The following is a 14,325-nucleotide window of genomic DNA, read 5'->3' as shown; positions in this document are numbered from 1 at the left end:
ATCGCCGTTGGGGCCTATGGCGCGTTCACGCAGGCTGCTTGCCTGTATGAACGACCCCAACAGCCTTCGAACCGCCATCTTCATGTGCGAGTTTAATGGTTGAAAAAGGATTACGGCATAGTTTGCCCCTAACAGCCATCCTTAACGGCCGCCTAAAGAGCCGTACGGGGTGCGAGGCGTCGGCGAAAGTGCTCCCTGACGGAGATTGGAAGCATGTTTTCCCGATTCTACGGCCGGAGTTTTCTCCGTGTCCTCTCAATGGCGATCACGCTCCTGGGCGTTCTCGTCTTCTCGACATCGGCCCTGCGGGCCCAGGAGTACACCGCTCAGGAGATTGTCGATTCCGGTCACAAGTTCTTCGGCGCGACATCGGGCGGCCTTGCCACAGTCGTGGAGAAGATTTTTGCTTCCTATGGCTTGCCCAATGGCTATCTGCTTGGCGAGGAGGGATCCGGCGCGCTGATCGGCGGCCTGACCTATGGCGAAGGCACACTCTACACCAAGAATGCCGGCGACCATAAAGTGTTCTGGCAAGGCCCGTCGCTCGGCTGGGATTTCGGCGGCGAGGGATCGCGGGTGATGATGCTCGTCTATAATCTCGATGACGTCGGCAATCTCTACAACCGTTATGGCGGCGTCGCCGGCTCGGCTTATGTGGTGGCGGGCGTCGGATTCAATGTGCTGAAGAACAACAATGTGCTGCTGGTGCCGATCCGCACCGGCGTCGGCGCCCGGCTCGGCGTCAATCTCGGCTACCTGAAGCTTACCGAACGGGCGACGTGGAATCCGTTCTGACCCGAGGTCACGACCGGAATGTGTATACGCTTCGATAAGAATCCAGATCCGATGACCCATATGCGCCGCGGCGAGCCCTTGCCGCAGCGCCTGATTTCCGTCATGCCAACAGAGTAACGGTCAAAAGTCGCGACGGCTTTTGATCCTCGTATTGTTGCATGTCGGCGCGCGATAACGGATAGTCACTTGGTTCAGTCGGTCCTGTTCTTTGCTCTCGGCTTTCTCTGCGCCGGCTTTCTGGCGCTGATGGTGGCTCCGGCCATCTGGCGGCGGGCGGTCGCTCTGACGCGCAAACGCATCGAAGCCTCGATCCCGCTGACGCAAGCCGAAATTGGGGCCGACAAGGACCGGATCCGGGCGGAGTTCGCCATGGCGACGCGCCGCCTCGAGATGAACGTCAAGGCGCTGCGCGAGAAGTCGACCGAGCAGCTCATCGAGATCAATCGCGGCCGCGAGGCCCTGGAGGGGCTGGCGATGGAGCGCATGGACAAGAACCAGGTGCTCGATGAACTGGCTGCCAAGAACGCGGCGCTGCACCAGCGCGAGGATGAACTGCACCGGTTGTCCGAGCGACTCAAGGAGACCGAACGCAAACTGGAGAAACGCGCGCTTGAGCTTGAGAAGCTGGAACGCATGTATGACGACGCCAGCTTCTCCTCCAGCAGCCGCCAGATCGAACTTGTGGCGCGCGAATCCGAGTTGCAGAAGCTCGCCAGCGATATCGCGCTGCTGCGCGGCCAGCGCAAGGAGGCGGACAGGCGCAATCAGGAGATCGCGGCCGAAAGCAAGGCCGCGCGTGAGGCGCTGAAGGCCGAGAGGAAAAAAACCGCCGAACTGGACAAGAAAGTCGAACGGTTGCTCGCCGCGCTTGCCGACCGAGAGGAGAAGCTCGAACGCCGCGAGAAAGATCTGGCGCGGCAGCGCGAAAAAGCGAAGGCCGAGGACGGCGCGTCGGCCTTGCGGTTGATCAGCGGGCAGGTACAGGCGGACAGGCGCGACGACGTCGAAAAGGCGATCGCCAGGCTCGATGCCGACCGTGAGCGGCTGGAGGCCAGACTGACGGCACTGGCACGCGAGAACAAGCGGCTGAAGGCGGATCTGTCCGCCGCCGAGGCCGCCGGCCCGCAGGGCGATACACGCCACGCAAGTTCCATGCTGCGCGAACAGATGAATGACCTGGCGGCGGAAGTCGTCAACTTGACAGCCAAGCTCGAAGGGCCGGGGTCGCCGATCGCCAAGGCGCTGGAGGCGCAGCAGGATGCGCGGCCGAACAGCGGCGGCCGCAGCCTTGCCGACCGCGTGCGGGCGTTGCAGAAGGCGGCTGCGGCAGATTGAAGTCAGGCACCACCGGCGCAGAAATGATGCAGGGCGATGGCGGATGCGGCCGCGACGTTCAGGCTGTCGAAGCCTTCCGACATGTTGATCCGAACAGTATTGAGACGGGTGAGCAAGCTTTCGGGCAGGCCTTGACCCTCGGTCCCGAGGTAGAGTGCCAGGCGTTCGGCCGGCTTTGCATCGCGTATGTCTGATGTCCCGCGCGGCGACAGCGCAAATTGGGTAAAGCCACGCCGGTCGAGCGTCGCGGCGAACCGCGCGGTGTCGCTGAACGAGGCGAACGGGACCTTCAAGGCCGCGCCGACCGAAACGCGGATCGCCTTGCGATAGAGCGGATCGCAGCAGGTCGCATCCAAAAGGATCGCATTGGCGCCGAACGCGGCGGCGTTGCGGAAAATCGAGCCCATGTTGTCATGATTGGCGATGCCGACGAGCACCACGATCAATGCTCGGGCAGGCAAGCCGTCCAGCAGGGCCTCGGCCGGCTGGGGCGTCTCCTTGCGACCAATGGCAAGAATGCCGCGATGCAGGTGAAACCCGGCAATGGCATCCATCACAGCTCCGGCGGCGACATAGACCGGCAGGTCAGGAGATGCCTTGTGCAGGATTTTTTCGAGGCCGGCCAAGCGGTTCTCCAGAACCAGCACCGATTCGGCGCGGAAGCGCGCGGCCGACAGTAGGATGTCGAGCACCACCTTGCCCTCGGCAATGAAGCGGCCCTGTCGACCGGCGAGGTCACGCTCGCGGATGTCGAGATAGGCGGCGACGCGCGGATCCTGCGGATCGTCGATGTGGACAAGGATCATCTGAGCCTCGGCTGACAATCGGAATCGGTTGCCAAGAACACGATGCGCGGATGCAGTGTCAAAGTGTATTTTGCGCGCCCAGGATGGACGCACATTGCCGAAGGCCGCTGGCGGCGTAAACGTTTACGCGCCCAGCCGTTCAAGTTCCGGCGCGACGCAGCCTTTGTGCCATCTGGGACAGATCATCCTTGCCGCTGCCGAAAATGCCGTCGAGCGTGGCAAGCAGTTCGCGCACAGCGTCGGATTTGCAGGAGTAGTAGATCATCTGGCGGTCGCGGCGGGTGTCCACAAGGTCCAGCGCCCGCAACTTTGCCAAATGCTGCGACAGGGCGGACTGGCTGAGCATCACCTTCTCGGCGATGGCTCCGACCGACATTTCACCGTCGATCAGATAACTCATGATCAAAAGCCGTTTTTCATTGCCCATCAGCATCAGAAATTCGGCCGCCGATCCGGCGTTGGCGATTAGCTTTGTCGAGATCATCGATCCCCCATGCTCTTTGCTCATCGAGGCACCATGGGGGCAATGGTGCCTGAATCCATAAACTCAGTTGTGAATGGTCGCCAACGAGTCAGCGCCACAGCCAAAGGGTAGAACATTTCATTCAAATCTCAAGCGTTGCTTTTGATCAAACGTAATTTAAGTGCGGTTATTTGGCGACGTTGCCGCCCGGCCGCTCTTGGCCATGTCGACCAAGACGTGCCTCAACTCATGCGCTGTGACCAAGGGCTGCGGAAAGAAGACCCTGCCGGCATCGTCGCCAGAGGCCAGATCCATGCCGTCGGCATCGAATCCGGCGATGACCCAGCCGTCGCCGAATGCCCGGGCAAAATGATGCGCGTAGAGGGCGACGGCGTCGAGATGGTCCGCATTCATGTGGTCGATCGCGGATTGCTCGCTGGCTGCCAGTTCCTCGACGATCGGCCCGTCGGCGATGAGATCGGTGCGATCAAGCAGGTAGGCCTTGCCGAAGCCGCCGTTCAGGCTGGCGCGCTGCGGTTCGAGACGAAAGATCGAAAAGTCGCCGAGGCCGGCATAGAGGCTGGCCTTCGGATTGTGGTTGAGATAGCGGCGTTCGGCGCGTGCATGCGCGTCCGATCCGCGCTCGATCCGCGCTGCCCGGCAAATCAGCGTCAACCGGGGATGCGCGAGCGGGTCGCCCTTGCCCGGCTCGCCGAGCAGTAGCGAACAGCGCGGGTCCGCAAGTATGGCGGGCGTATGGGCCGAAAGCTGCGACACCAGGATCAGCGGCGTGCCGTCGATGTCGGTGGCGACGCCGACCCGACTCGCCAGCGGCGAACCCGTTTGCGGCTCCAACACCGCCAAGGCGCCGAAGCGGGCGCGGCGCATGAGTGTCTTGGCCTGCCGGATCGCCTCGGCGTCGGTCTCGCGGATCACGTCCTTCGTTCGATCGGCCAAAATGCTCGCCCTGCTAAGTTGATTCCACTTATCAGACGATGGCGCCAGGCTGGCAAGTGCTACTTCGGAGCCATGCGAATGGCGCCATCGAGACGAATGGTCTCGCCGTTGAGCATCTGGTTCTCGATGATGTGCAAGGCAAGGGCCGCATATTCCGACGGCTCGCCGAGGCGCGAGGGGAAGGGCACCGCGGCGCCCAGCGAATCCTGCACCTCCTGCGGCATGCCGGCCATCATCGGCGTCCTGAATATGCCGGGTGCGATGGTACAGACCCGGATGCCGGAACGGGCAAGATCGCGCGCCACCGGCAGCGTCATGCCGACGACCCCGCCCTTTGATGCCGAATAGGCGGCCTGGCCGATCTGGCCGTCATAGGCGGCGACGGATGCGGTGTTGACGACGACGCCGCGCTCGCCGCCCTGCAGCGGGTCGAGCTTTGCGGCGCGGTCGGCGACGAGGCGGATCATGTTGAAAGTGCCGATCAGATTGACTTCGATCACCTTGCGGTACTGATCGAGCGGATGGGGACCATCCTTGCCGATCGTCTTCACGCCGATGGCAATGCCGGCGCAATTGACCAGGATGCGCGGTTCGCCCAGCTTGGCCGCGACCTCGGCAAGCGCGGCAACACCGCTGTCGGCGCTGCCGACATCGCATTGGACGGCGATGCCGCCGATCTCGGCCGCCACCTTGGCCGCCCGATCGACGCCGACATCCAAGATGGCGACGCGGGCGCCCCTGGCGGCCAGCGCGCGCGCCGTCGCCTCGCCAAGGCCGGAGCCGCCGCCGGTAACAACCGCGACCTCGCCGTTTGGATTCATGGCGTCATCCTTTCACATGAGAGTCAGGCGTGGATCAGGCGCGCAATCGGCGCGAATGGTCAAGCCATCGCGGCAAAGTGCTCGGCGACCCTGGCCTGGTCGGCATGGCAGACCTCGCCCGTGAGCCTTGCAACCGCGCCCGGCATGATCTCGTGCGACAGCAGCCTGTCGAGATCGACGGGGCGTGGCATCGATATCTGGCCGCGCGGGATACGCTTGAAGCCGAGCGGTCCATAATAGGGCTCGTCGCCGACCAGCATGACGGCGGGCGCTCGGGCCTTGGCGGCCGCTTCCAGCGCGATCGCCACCAGCCGGCGGCCGATGCCGAGATTCTTGAAGGCCGGCCGCACCGCGAGCGGCCCGAGCATCAGCGCGCGTCCGGCGCCTGCGGCGATGCGGGTCATGCGAACTGATGCGACCACGAGATCGCCGTCCATGGCGACGAAGGACAGCGCGCGTTCATGCCCGCCGGCCTCGCGGATCTTGTAGGCGGCCAGCACAAAACGGCCGGGCCCGAAGGCTTCGTCATTGATGGCTTCGATCTGAGGGGCATGCGCCGGAGTTTCCGGCAGGTATTCTACGTCGGCAAGGCTCATGGTCTTTGCGTTCCGGTACAGGAGGAAAGGTTTGCTGCAAACGGCAGCATTCGCCAATCAGCGCTTTATCAAGCGTGGGCGGCCTTTCGTCGTCGGTCGAACCGGATCAAAGCAAAATCGAACATGCGGAGTGTCCGCTAGCATCAATTTCCCGCCGCTGCAATCGGCGGTTTTGCAGGTAGAGAGCAACGGGCGCCGCGACGTGCTTGACGATCTGTTCAGCGCCCGGCGATTCCATGCAACGACTTGGAGCCCTACATGATGTGCTAGACAGGAAAGGACAAGCGATGGGATTGCTGGTCGAAGGCAAATGGCAGGACCGCTGGTACGACACCAAAGGCAGCGGCGGCAAATTCGTGCGGGCGCAGTCGCAATGGCGCGACTGGATCACTCGTGACGGGGCGCCTGCCGAAGGCCGCGGCTTCAAGGCGGAGCCCGGTCGCTATCACCTCTATGTCTCGCTTGCCTGTCCCTGGGCGCACCGAACGCTGATCTTCCGGGCGCTGAAGAAGCTTGAAGGCATCATCTCCGTGTCGGTCGTCCATCATTTCATGGGCGCCGATGGCTGGACGTTCCTGGCGCAGGACGGAGCCACAGGTGACACGCTCTATGGCCTGGACTTCCTGCACCAGATCTACACCAGGGCCGACCCTAACTATTCCGGCCGGGTCACGGTGCCGGTGCTGTGGGATAAAAGGGATGAGACCATCGTCTCCAACGAATCCTCCGAAATCATCCGGATGCTGAATTCAGTTTTCGACGCTTGGGGTGACGCCAACCTCGACTTCTATCCGCAGGCGCTACGCGGCGAGATCGACGCGGTCAATGCGCTGGTCTATCCCGCCATCAACAACGGCGTCTATCGCGCTGGCTTCGCCACCACGCAGGCCGCCTACGAGCAAGCGTTCGGGGAGTTGTTCGCCGCGCTCGACACGCTGGAGCATCGGCTGTCGAATCAGCGCTATCTCGTCGGCGAGCGGATCACCGAAGCCGACTGGCGGCTGTTCACCACGCTGGTGCGCTTCGACCCGGTCTATGTCGGCCATTTCAAATGCAATCGGCGCCGCATCGCCGACTATCCCAACCTGTCGAACTATCTGCGCGATCTTTACCAGGTGCCCGGCGTAGCCGGCACGGTGAACCTCAATCATATCAAGTCGCACTATTACGGCAGCCACGAAACGATCAACCCGACGCGTATAGTGCCTGTGGGGCCGGAAATTGACTACGGCGCGGGGCATGACAGGGCACGGTTCGCCAAGGCGGCTGCCTGAACTACCAATAGGGTGATGGCGGCTTCCCGCCAAAAACCTCGGCGATGCGCCGCAGCGTTGCCGGGGTCGTACCCTGGGGCAAACGGTCGAGCGGAAAGAAACCGGCCTCGGCGATCTCGCGGTCCGGCAGTTTCGGGGCCGCCTGGCTGAATTTTTCGATCAGGTACAGGCCGACATGGTCGCGGCGGCTGGCGCGGCGGTTGAAATGCATCGAGCGCAGCACCGGCGGAGCGGTCAGCGTGATATTGCCCTCTTCCGCCAGTTCGCGCGCCAGCGCTTCGGCCATCGTCTCGCCGATCTCGACTCCGCCACCGGGAAGCTGCCAGCCCGGCACATAGGTGTGGCGGATGAGGAAGAGGGAGTTGGAGGCCGTTTCGTGGATGAGCCCGCGCACGCCAAGCGTCATTGGCCGCCGCAGCACGAAGTAGAGATGGAACAGCCTGGCTCGCAGCCCCGGCCAGCCGGTCTGGCGCAAAGTGCTCTCGGGATCGGTCGTCATCAGTCGCGAAACCGTGGGTGGAAAGCCGCGTGCGCGTCGCCTATGAAGGAGAAATGTTCAGGCTCGCACATATTTCCGATATCCATTTGGGGCCACTCCCTGAAGTAACCTATCGCGATCTCGCCTCCAAGCGGGTGCTGGGCTACGTCAACTGGCAGCGCAACCGTCGCCGGCACATGCACGATGCGGTGATCGACACCATCGTGGCCGATATCAAGGCCAGCGCGCCCGATCACCTCGCGGTCACCGGGGACCTCGTCAACCTGGCACTCGACGGCGAGATCGAGATGGCCAAGCACTGGCTGGAGACGCTCGGCTCGCCGCATGACGTGTCGGTGGTGCCGGGAAATCACGATGCCTATGTGCCTGGCGCCTTCGACAAGGTGTGCCGGTCCTGGGCGGCATGGATGACGGGCGACGGCGTCAACAGTCCGGTCGATCGCAATTCGTTTCCCTATCTGCGCGTGCGCGGCAATGTCGCGTTGATCGGCATCACCACGGCGCGTGCCACGGCACCCTTCATGGCCAACGGCTTCTTCATGGAAGGCCAGGCCGAGCGGCTGCGCAAAATACTCGATGCGACGGCGAAGCAAGGATTGTTCCGTGCAATCATGATCCATCATCCGCCGGTGCGGGGCGCCGTCCCGCAGCACAAGCGGCTGTTCGGCATCGCCCGCTTCCACAAAATCATTCGCCGGCACGGTGCCGAGCTCGTCCTGCATGGCCATTCACATCTGCCGTCGCTGTTTCAGATCGGCCCGCGCGACGCCAAGGTCCCGGTGGTTGGCGTCGCCGCGGCCGGCCAGGCTCCCGGCGGCAAGCCTCCGGCGGCGCAGTACAATCTGTTCGACATAGACGGTGAAAAAGGCGATTGGCGCATCCGCCTGACGCGGCGCGGCTTGACGGGGCCGGCGATACCACCTTCGGATCTGCAGACGCTCGAGCTCGGGGCGCAACCGGCTATGGCCGCAAGCTGAGCCCCAGCGCCACGATACGGTCCCAGAACAGCACGATCGAAACCGCCAGTCCCACCAGCGCGCCTGCGGCGATCAGGCCAAGGCCGGACAGGACGGCCGACCAGCCCTTGCTGCGCGGTGGCGATCGCAAAGGCGGCTCGGCTTCCGGCACCACGTGCCGCTTCATCCCGGGAACGGCAGCCTCGACGCCACCCTCCATCATTCTCTGACGTTCGACGATCCGCTCGGCGACATAGCGCGTCACGGAATCGGCAACCGGCTTCATCTCGCTCGATTCGGCCAGCACCACACGGCCGATGCGGGTGTCCTTCAGGAAACGGTAGGTGCGGCGGTCGCGCCCCATGGCGACATGGCTGACGGCGTCGATCCACAGGCGCGGCTGCAGACCGGACGAGACGACGAAGTCGAAACTGTCCATGTCGGCGGGAACGTCGGCAAAAACGGGCGCGAGTTCGGTGGCAAGAAGGTCGAGCCGCATGCGATGCGCCTCGCGCATGTCGACGACGACGTCGTCGCGATCGGCAAAGGCATTCTTTACATCGCGAATGGCATCGGACAATTTTCTCGACGGGTCGATGATCTTTTCGCCTGCATCCTTCATGGGCGTGGCCTCGCGGGTTTGGTTAACATGGAGTTAACACAGCCGCCGGCAAAATGCACTGGCGAGATCAATGCATCAAGGGTCGCCGTTGGCGGCGCAGACGGAAGAAGTCAGCTGGCCGCGGCGGACAGTTTCACCCGTTGCGGCCCGACGCGGCGATTGCTGTTGCGGCGAATGATCTCGGCGATCAGGTCGGGCGCTTCCTCGGCCAGCATATGGCCGGCCTCCAGCACATGGTGCACATGGAAGCGCTCCGGCGGGTCATCCACTTGGGTAAAGGGTAGAACGGCGTCATCCGATCCCCACGCCACCATCACCGGCATGTTCAGCGCATCGAGCCGCTCGCGCGGGATGACGCCCTGTCGATCGCTCCTGGTCATGGCGGCCGCGATCTCGACGAGCTTTTCGGTTTGTCCGGGGCGGCCGCGCATTTCGCACAGCAATTCGGCCATGCGACGCGAGGGCGCGGCTCGAGGGCCGGACATTTCGGCGAGGCAGGCCTGGACTTCGGCCAGGTCCTGCGCGCGGGCAAAGCGGCGCAACAACGGTCCATTGATTTCGGGGCCAAAACCGCCCGGCGCCAGGAGCGTCAGCGAGGCGACTTTTGCCGGCTCCGCCAACGCCATCAGCGCTGCTACCGCGCCGCCCATCGAATGGCCGACGAGGTGGACGCGCTTGATCGCGCGTGCGGAGAGGTCGGCAAGGATGGCGTTTGCCGCGACCTTGGCCGGTCCGGCCGACGGAAAGTCGAGCGACAGGCCGTGTCCCGGCAGATCATAGGCCAATGTGCGTACGGAAGGCGGCAGCAAGGAGATCACCTCGCGCCAGACATCGTGGCTGCCGCCAAAACCATGCAGCAGGACGATGGTCTTCGAACCCACACCCCGTTCGTCGGCATAAAGTGATGAAGTCATGAAAGATTGAGGCTTTATTCGAGAAGGCGCGATGGAAATGTGGCTGAATTGCTCCTAGTCCAGAGCATTCGCCAGTAAAATTTTCGCGATTAGGCGATTGGCCGAACAGCGAGCCGGCTGCTGGTGGATGCCGCTCCCAAAAGCGACCTCGATTTGGGCGAACGACACGCACGAGCAAAAAGACCTAAGGCGTGTCGCATGAATCCATTTCGACGCGAAACGCTTTTGGGCCTTTCATTATTCGATGGACTCGCTGTCCGCTTGAAGTCCTCATTTTCACGCAACTCCGGAAGGGAACCCGGCACTAGCTGCCCTGGAATGGCTCACATCTAGCTCGCGTTGAAGAGCCCGGCGGCACGCAAGGCGTCGACCAGCCGCTCGGTCAGATCGGCGGGATATTTTCTGTCGATGAAGGTTGCGCGCGGATTGGCGGCGAATTTCGGAAATTCGGTTATCAGCTCATCAAGCAGCCTGCGTGCCTGGTTGTCCCGACCGGCGATCTTGGCGCCGATCAGACGGGCGGCGAGATAGTGCGATTTCGCCGCAGTGGTTCTCAGAGCGCTGCTGGCTATCGCTGCCTTGCTGGTATCGCCCAGCATTAATTCTCCGGCGAAAAGCCCAAAGTCCCACCAGGTCGGGTGGCCGCTCGAGGCATCCACGGCATGCGCCAGAAGAGGTGTTCCTTCGGCGTACCGGCCGGCGAAAACCAGCCCGTAGCCATAGGCGGCGGCCATGGCGAGATCGTAGGGGTTAAGATCATGGGCCTTCCGCATCCATCGCAGGGCCTCGTCGGCATTGCCGAGGCGCGAATTGATGTAGCCGTAGGAGCGATGTGCGTACGGGCTGGTCGGCCCCATCTGCACGGCGCGATGGGCAAACGTCATCGCCTTCTCGATCGTTGCGTCCGGCGGGTAGGCGTAGTGGTCGGTCACGGCCTCCAAATGCAATGAGGCGAGTTCCGAATAAACCAGTGACGATTTCGCGCCACTGTTGGCAAGGGCTTCGAGGCAACGATAGGCGGTCTCGTGAGTCCTGGCGTTCTGGTCGAGATAGTATTTGTCGTTGAGCAGCAGGCACTGCGTCAGGCCGGTCTCCGCGCCGGACTGCTCGATGTAATTGTAGATGGTGCCAGAAGCGGGAAGTGCCGCACTGAGAATGCCGGATATGCGATCCTCGACTACGGTTGGTGCGCTGTCGGCGGCGGTCAGGTTGCGCGACAACAGCACCCGTCCGGACGCCAAGCTTTGCAGTTCGATGGTAACGTCGCCCGCGTCTGGTCCAGGCAGGATATCGAAAATGAAACTCGTCGCATCGGCGACCGGATCGGCTTTGTTGACGGTGTTGCGACCGATGAAGTCGATCGTGTCAAAGCCGCTCAGGCCGGCACGCAGCGATGCGGCGACGCGACTGGCATTGGGAGTGTTGGCCCTGAGGGCGATGTAGACGAGCGGCAGCGCTTCGACCATGGGCGACGGCGTGATGCTGCCGGTTTCGCCGGCGGTCTCGAACGTTGCCGGGATGTCGCCTCCCGCCAGCAAGGCACCGCCGCCCTGGCGCAGGATCAGAACGCCCAACATGGCGATAACCACGGCGATCGCGATCCAGAAGAACCTGAGATGGCGCGTCACCGAGAGGCCCGCCGCAGGAACCTGGCCGAGCAAGGCCGCCATGGGTGCGGCATCATCGGCGGCACCGGACTGTTCGGGCAGGCTGGCTGTCGGCTCTGCGTGACTGGCGGCTTCCGCTGCTTGCGGCAGGCGGATGGCATTGAGTTCGTAGGCCGGGACGTAACCGCCGCGCGGAATGGCTATGCGGACCGGCTCGGCAATGCCTTCATTGGCGAAATAATGTTGCAGCAGTTCGCGCAGGCGGCCCGCCTGCACCCGCACGACGGCATCGGTGGACGGATCGAAATCGCCGTCCTTGCCGAAAACATCCATGGCGATGGAAAAGCCCTTGAGCCTGTCGGCTTCCCCGGCCTGCTCGCGCTCGACGAGATAGCGAAGCAATTTGCGCGCGCGCTCGGATCTCCCGAACGTTTCGCTGGCAAGCAGTCGCTCCAGTGTCTCGCGCACTGCGGGGGCGGCAGGCGTGGCATGCTGCAAGTGTCGATCCTCTCGAAGTCGGCACAGGTTGAGGCGCGATCATATCGTTACCGCACCACCGTACAAGCATACACGTATTATGCGATCGCGTACCACACCGGATAATTTCCCGGTGGTTAATGACACAAAAGTCGGGACCAATCGCTAAACGACGATGGTCCCGAATTCGTTCCAGGCCTGTATCAACCGGCTCTTTTGCCGATAATCCGGTTGGCGGCGGACACCACGGCCTCCAGCGAGGCAGCGACGATGTTGGTGTTGATGCCTGCGCCGAACAGCTTGCCGTCAGGATGTTCCATCTCGACATAGGAAATGGCCGAGGCGTTCGAACCGCGCTGCATCGAGTGCTCGGAATAGTCGAGCACCGACATATCGACGCCGACATGGCGCGACAGCGCATCGACGAAGCCGTCGATCGGGCCTGTGCCTGTGCCTAATATCGTCATCTCCTTGCCGTCGTCGATAATGACCGCCTCGACAACGCGCCGGCCCTTTACCTCGGTGTCCGGATAGGTGTGGTGATCGAGGAATTTCAGCCTGGCGCCCGGCTGGTCGACATAGGTATCGAGGAAGCGCTCATAGATGCGCCTGGCCGGCACTTCCTTGCCTTCGGCATCGGTGATCGCCTGGATTGCCTGGCTAAACTCGATCTGCAGGTTGCGCGGCAGGTTGAGCCCGTAATCTGCCTGCAGCACATAGGCGATGCCGCCCTTGCCGGACTGCGAGTTGATGCGGATGATGGCTTCGTAGCTGCGGCCGACGTCGGCCGGGTCAATCGGCAGATAGGGAACCTCCCACACTGGCGTGTTGGCCTTCTTCAGCGCCTTCATACCCTTGTTGATGGCATCCTGGTGCGAGCCGGAAAAGGCGGTGTAGACGAGTTCGCCCACATAGGGATGGCGCTCGGGAATCTTCAGCTGGTTCGAATATTCGTAGACATCCTTCATCCGGTTGATGTCGGAGCAGTCCAGCTTCGGATCGACGCCTTGCGTGTACATGTTGAGCGCCAGCGTGACGATGTCGACATTGCCGGTGCGCTCGCCATTGCCGAACAGCGTGCCTTCGACGCGATCGGCGCCGGCCATCAGGCCGAGCTCGGTGGTGGCGACGCCGGTGCCACGGTCATTATGCGGGTGCAGCGAAATGATCAGGTTCTCGCGCCTGTCGAGATTGCGGCACATCCACTCGATGCGGTCGGCATAGATATTGGGCGTCGACATCTCGACGGTCGACGGCAGGTTGATGATGAGTTTGTTGTCAGGCGTCGGCTTCACGATCTCGGTGACCGCGTTGCAGATCTCCAGCGCGACTTCGAGCTCGGTGCCGGTGAAGCTTTCGGGCGAGTATTCGAAACGGTAGCCGCCGCCGGCACTCGCTGCCATGTCGGTGATCATCTTGGCGGCATCGGTGGCGATGCGCTTGATGCCGGCAACGTCCTTCTCGAAGACGACGCGGCGCTGCAACTCGCTGGTCGAATTGTAGAAATGCACGATCGGGTTGGTGGCGCCTCTGAGCGCTTCGAAGGTGCGGGTGATCAGTTCGGGCCGGCACTGCACCAGCACCTGCAGCGAAACGTCGGCCGGTACGCTGCCCTCTTCGATGCACCAGCGGGCGAAGTCGAAATCGGTCTGCGAGGCCGAAGGGAAACCGATCTCGATCTCCTTGAAACCCATGTCGAGCAGCAGCGCGAACATGCGCGCCTTGCGTTCGTGGCCCATCGGGTCGATCAGCGCCTGGTTGCCGTCGCGCAGGTCGACCGAGCACCAGATTGGCGTCTTGTCGATCACTTTCGAGGGCCAGGTCCGGTCGGTGAGGCCGACGATTGGGTAGGGTTGGTACTTGCGGGCGGCGTCCGGCATGCCGCCGTTCTGCTGGCCCGCCGGGGCCTCGCTTACGCGGATTTCTTCTCGTGCGTTCATCGTCGTTTCTCCCGGCGACCCTCGAATCCGCCTTCAGGCGGATGGGTGGCGAGTGGCGCCTTTACCAGTTTTTCGTTCGCTTGATGTGACTGCCAAGGAGCATGCGCTTGCGCGGCGGCTCGACCGCCGGGCGCTCCTTCAGCGAACCCGGCGATCGCCGATAAGGCCGAGAAGAAGCAGCGTCGAGGCAAGCGCGCGCACGGTCTCGCCGGCAAAGCCGGTCTGACGGGAAGCGGTGGTGGCGCGCGTGTTCATGGCGGTTT

Annotated in this window: 14 protein-coding genes; 4 read left to right on the top strand and 10 right to left on the bottom strand. The window is 62.9% G+C overall.

Annotated features, from left to right (window positions below; all coding sequences use genetic code 11):
• Window positions 1-258: 258 nt before the first annotated feature.
• Window positions 259-795, top strand: coding sequence for a DUF1134 domain-containing protein (locus tag ACIU1A_RS21820; protein WP_224704666.1), 537 nt, complete (start codon window positions 259-261; stop codon window positions 793-795).
• A 186-nt stretch (window positions 796-981) separates the two neighbouring features.
• Window positions 982-2,130: a hypothetical protein gene (locus ACIU1A_RS21815; protein WP_404925256.1), complete on the top strand. Its 1,149-nt coding sequence runs from the start codon at window positions 982-984 to the stop codon at window positions 2,128-2,130.
• A gap of 2 nt (window positions 2,131-2,132) precedes the next feature.
• On the opposite strand, the gene ACIU1A_RS21810 is transcribed toward ACIU1A_RS21815, so the two are convergent.
• The 5 genes from ACIU1A_RS21810 to ACIU1A_RS21790 form a co-directional block, all read right to left on the bottom strand.
• Window positions 2,133-2,936: a TrmH family RNA methyltransferase gene (locus tag ACIU1A_RS21810; RefSeq protein ID WP_404925255.1), complete on the bottom strand. Its 804-nt coding sequence runs from the start codon at window positions 2,934-2,936 to the stop codon at window positions 2,133-2,135.
• A 139-nt stretch (window positions 2,937-3,075) separates the two neighbouring features.
• Window positions 3,076-3,420: a helix-turn-helix transcriptional regulator gene (locus tag ACIU1A_RS21805; RefSeq protein WP_140496438.1), complete on the bottom strand. Its 345-nt coding sequence runs from the start codon at window positions 3,418-3,420 to the stop codon at window positions 3,076-3,078.
• A gap of 156 nt (window positions 3,421-3,576) precedes the next feature.
• Entirely contained in the window at window positions 3,577-4,356 is a 780-nt protein-coding gene (locus ACIU1A_RS21800) for a HugZ family protein (protein ID WP_404925254.1), read from the bottom strand.
• A 59-nt stretch (window positions 4,357-4,415) separates the two neighbouring features.
• Entirely contained in the window at window positions 4,416-5,177 is a 762-nt protein-coding gene (locus tag ACIU1A_RS21795) for a 3-hydroxyacyl-CoA dehydrogenase (protein ID WP_140564028.1), read from the bottom strand.
• A gap of 59 nt (window positions 5,178-5,236) precedes the next feature.
• On the bottom strand, window positions 5,237-5,773 hold the full coding sequence (locus ACIU1A_RS21790; RefSeq protein ID WP_140728529.1) for a GNAT family N-acetyltransferase: 537 nt from the start codon (window positions 5,771-5,773) through the stop codon (window positions 5,237-5,239).
• A gap of 287 nt (window positions 5,774-6,060) precedes the next feature.
• Here ACIU1A_RS21790 and ACIU1A_RS21785 point away from each other — a divergent pair, with 287 nt between their 5' ends.
• On the top strand, window positions 6,061-7,047 hold the full coding sequence (locus ACIU1A_RS21785; RefSeq protein WP_404925253.1) for a glutathione S-transferase family protein: 987 nt from the start codon (window positions 6,061-6,063) through the stop codon (window positions 7,045-7,047).
• A gap of 1 nt (window position 7,048) precedes the next feature.
• On the opposite strand, the gene ACIU1A_RS21780 is transcribed toward ACIU1A_RS21785, so the two are convergent.
• A complete protein-coding gene (locus tag ACIU1A_RS21780) occupies window positions 7,049-7,546 on the bottom strand; it encodes an NUDIX domain-containing protein (RefSeq protein ID WP_140556147.1) in 498 nt (165 codons plus the stop codon).
• Between the two features lie 53 nt (window positions 7,547-7,599).
• Here ACIU1A_RS21780 and ACIU1A_RS21775 point away from each other — a divergent pair, with 53 nt between their 5' ends.
• The gene (locus tag ACIU1A_RS21775) at window positions 7,600-8,523 is read left to right on the top strand and encodes a metallophosphoesterase (RefSeq protein ID WP_140496091.1); all 924 of its coding nucleotides are present in this window, start codon (window positions 7,600-7,602) and stop codon (window positions 8,521-8,523) included.
• Here the strand turns inward: ACIU1A_RS21775 and ACIU1A_RS21770 are convergent.
• From ACIU1A_RS21770 to leuA, 4 genes are all read right to left on the bottom strand, one after another.
• A complete protein-coding gene (locus tag ACIU1A_RS21770) occupies window positions 8,507-9,124 on the bottom strand; it encodes a hypothetical protein (protein WP_140496090.1) in 618 nt (205 codons plus the stop codon). The genes ACIU1A_RS21775 and ACIU1A_RS21770 overlap by 17 nt on opposite strands.
• Before the next feature lie 110 nt (window positions 9,125-9,234).
• Window positions 9,235-10,038, bottom strand: a complete 804-nt coding sequence (locus tag ACIU1A_RS21765) for an alpha/beta fold hydrolase (RefSeq protein WP_140518309.1) — start codon at window positions 10,036-10,038, stop codon at window positions 9,235-9,237.
• Window positions 10,039-10,367: 329 nt separating this feature from the next.
• Complete coding sequence (locus tag ACIU1A_RS21760; RefSeq protein WP_140524941.1) at window positions 10,368-12,143, bottom strand: hypothetical protein; 1,776 nt, start codon at window positions 12,141-12,143, stop codon at window positions 10,368-10,370.
• A 182-nt stretch (window positions 12,144-12,325) separates the two neighbouring features.
• Complete coding sequence (gene leuA, locus ACIU1A_RS21755) at window positions 12,326-14,062, bottom strand: 2-isopropylmalate synthase (protein WP_140624202.1); 1,737 nt, start codon at window positions 14,060-14,062, stop codon at window positions 12,326-12,328.
• Between the last annotated feature and the right edge of the window lie 263 nt (window positions 14,063-14,325).

The sequence above is a fragment of the Mesorhizobium maamorense genome (assembly GCF_044998965.1).
Lineage (GTDB): Bacteria > Pseudomonadota > Alphaproteobacteria > Rhizobiales > Rhizobiaceae > Mesorhizobium.
The sequence above is the reverse complement of the archived record's forward strand: the minus strand, read 5'-3'. Positions and strand labels throughout refer to the sequence as shown.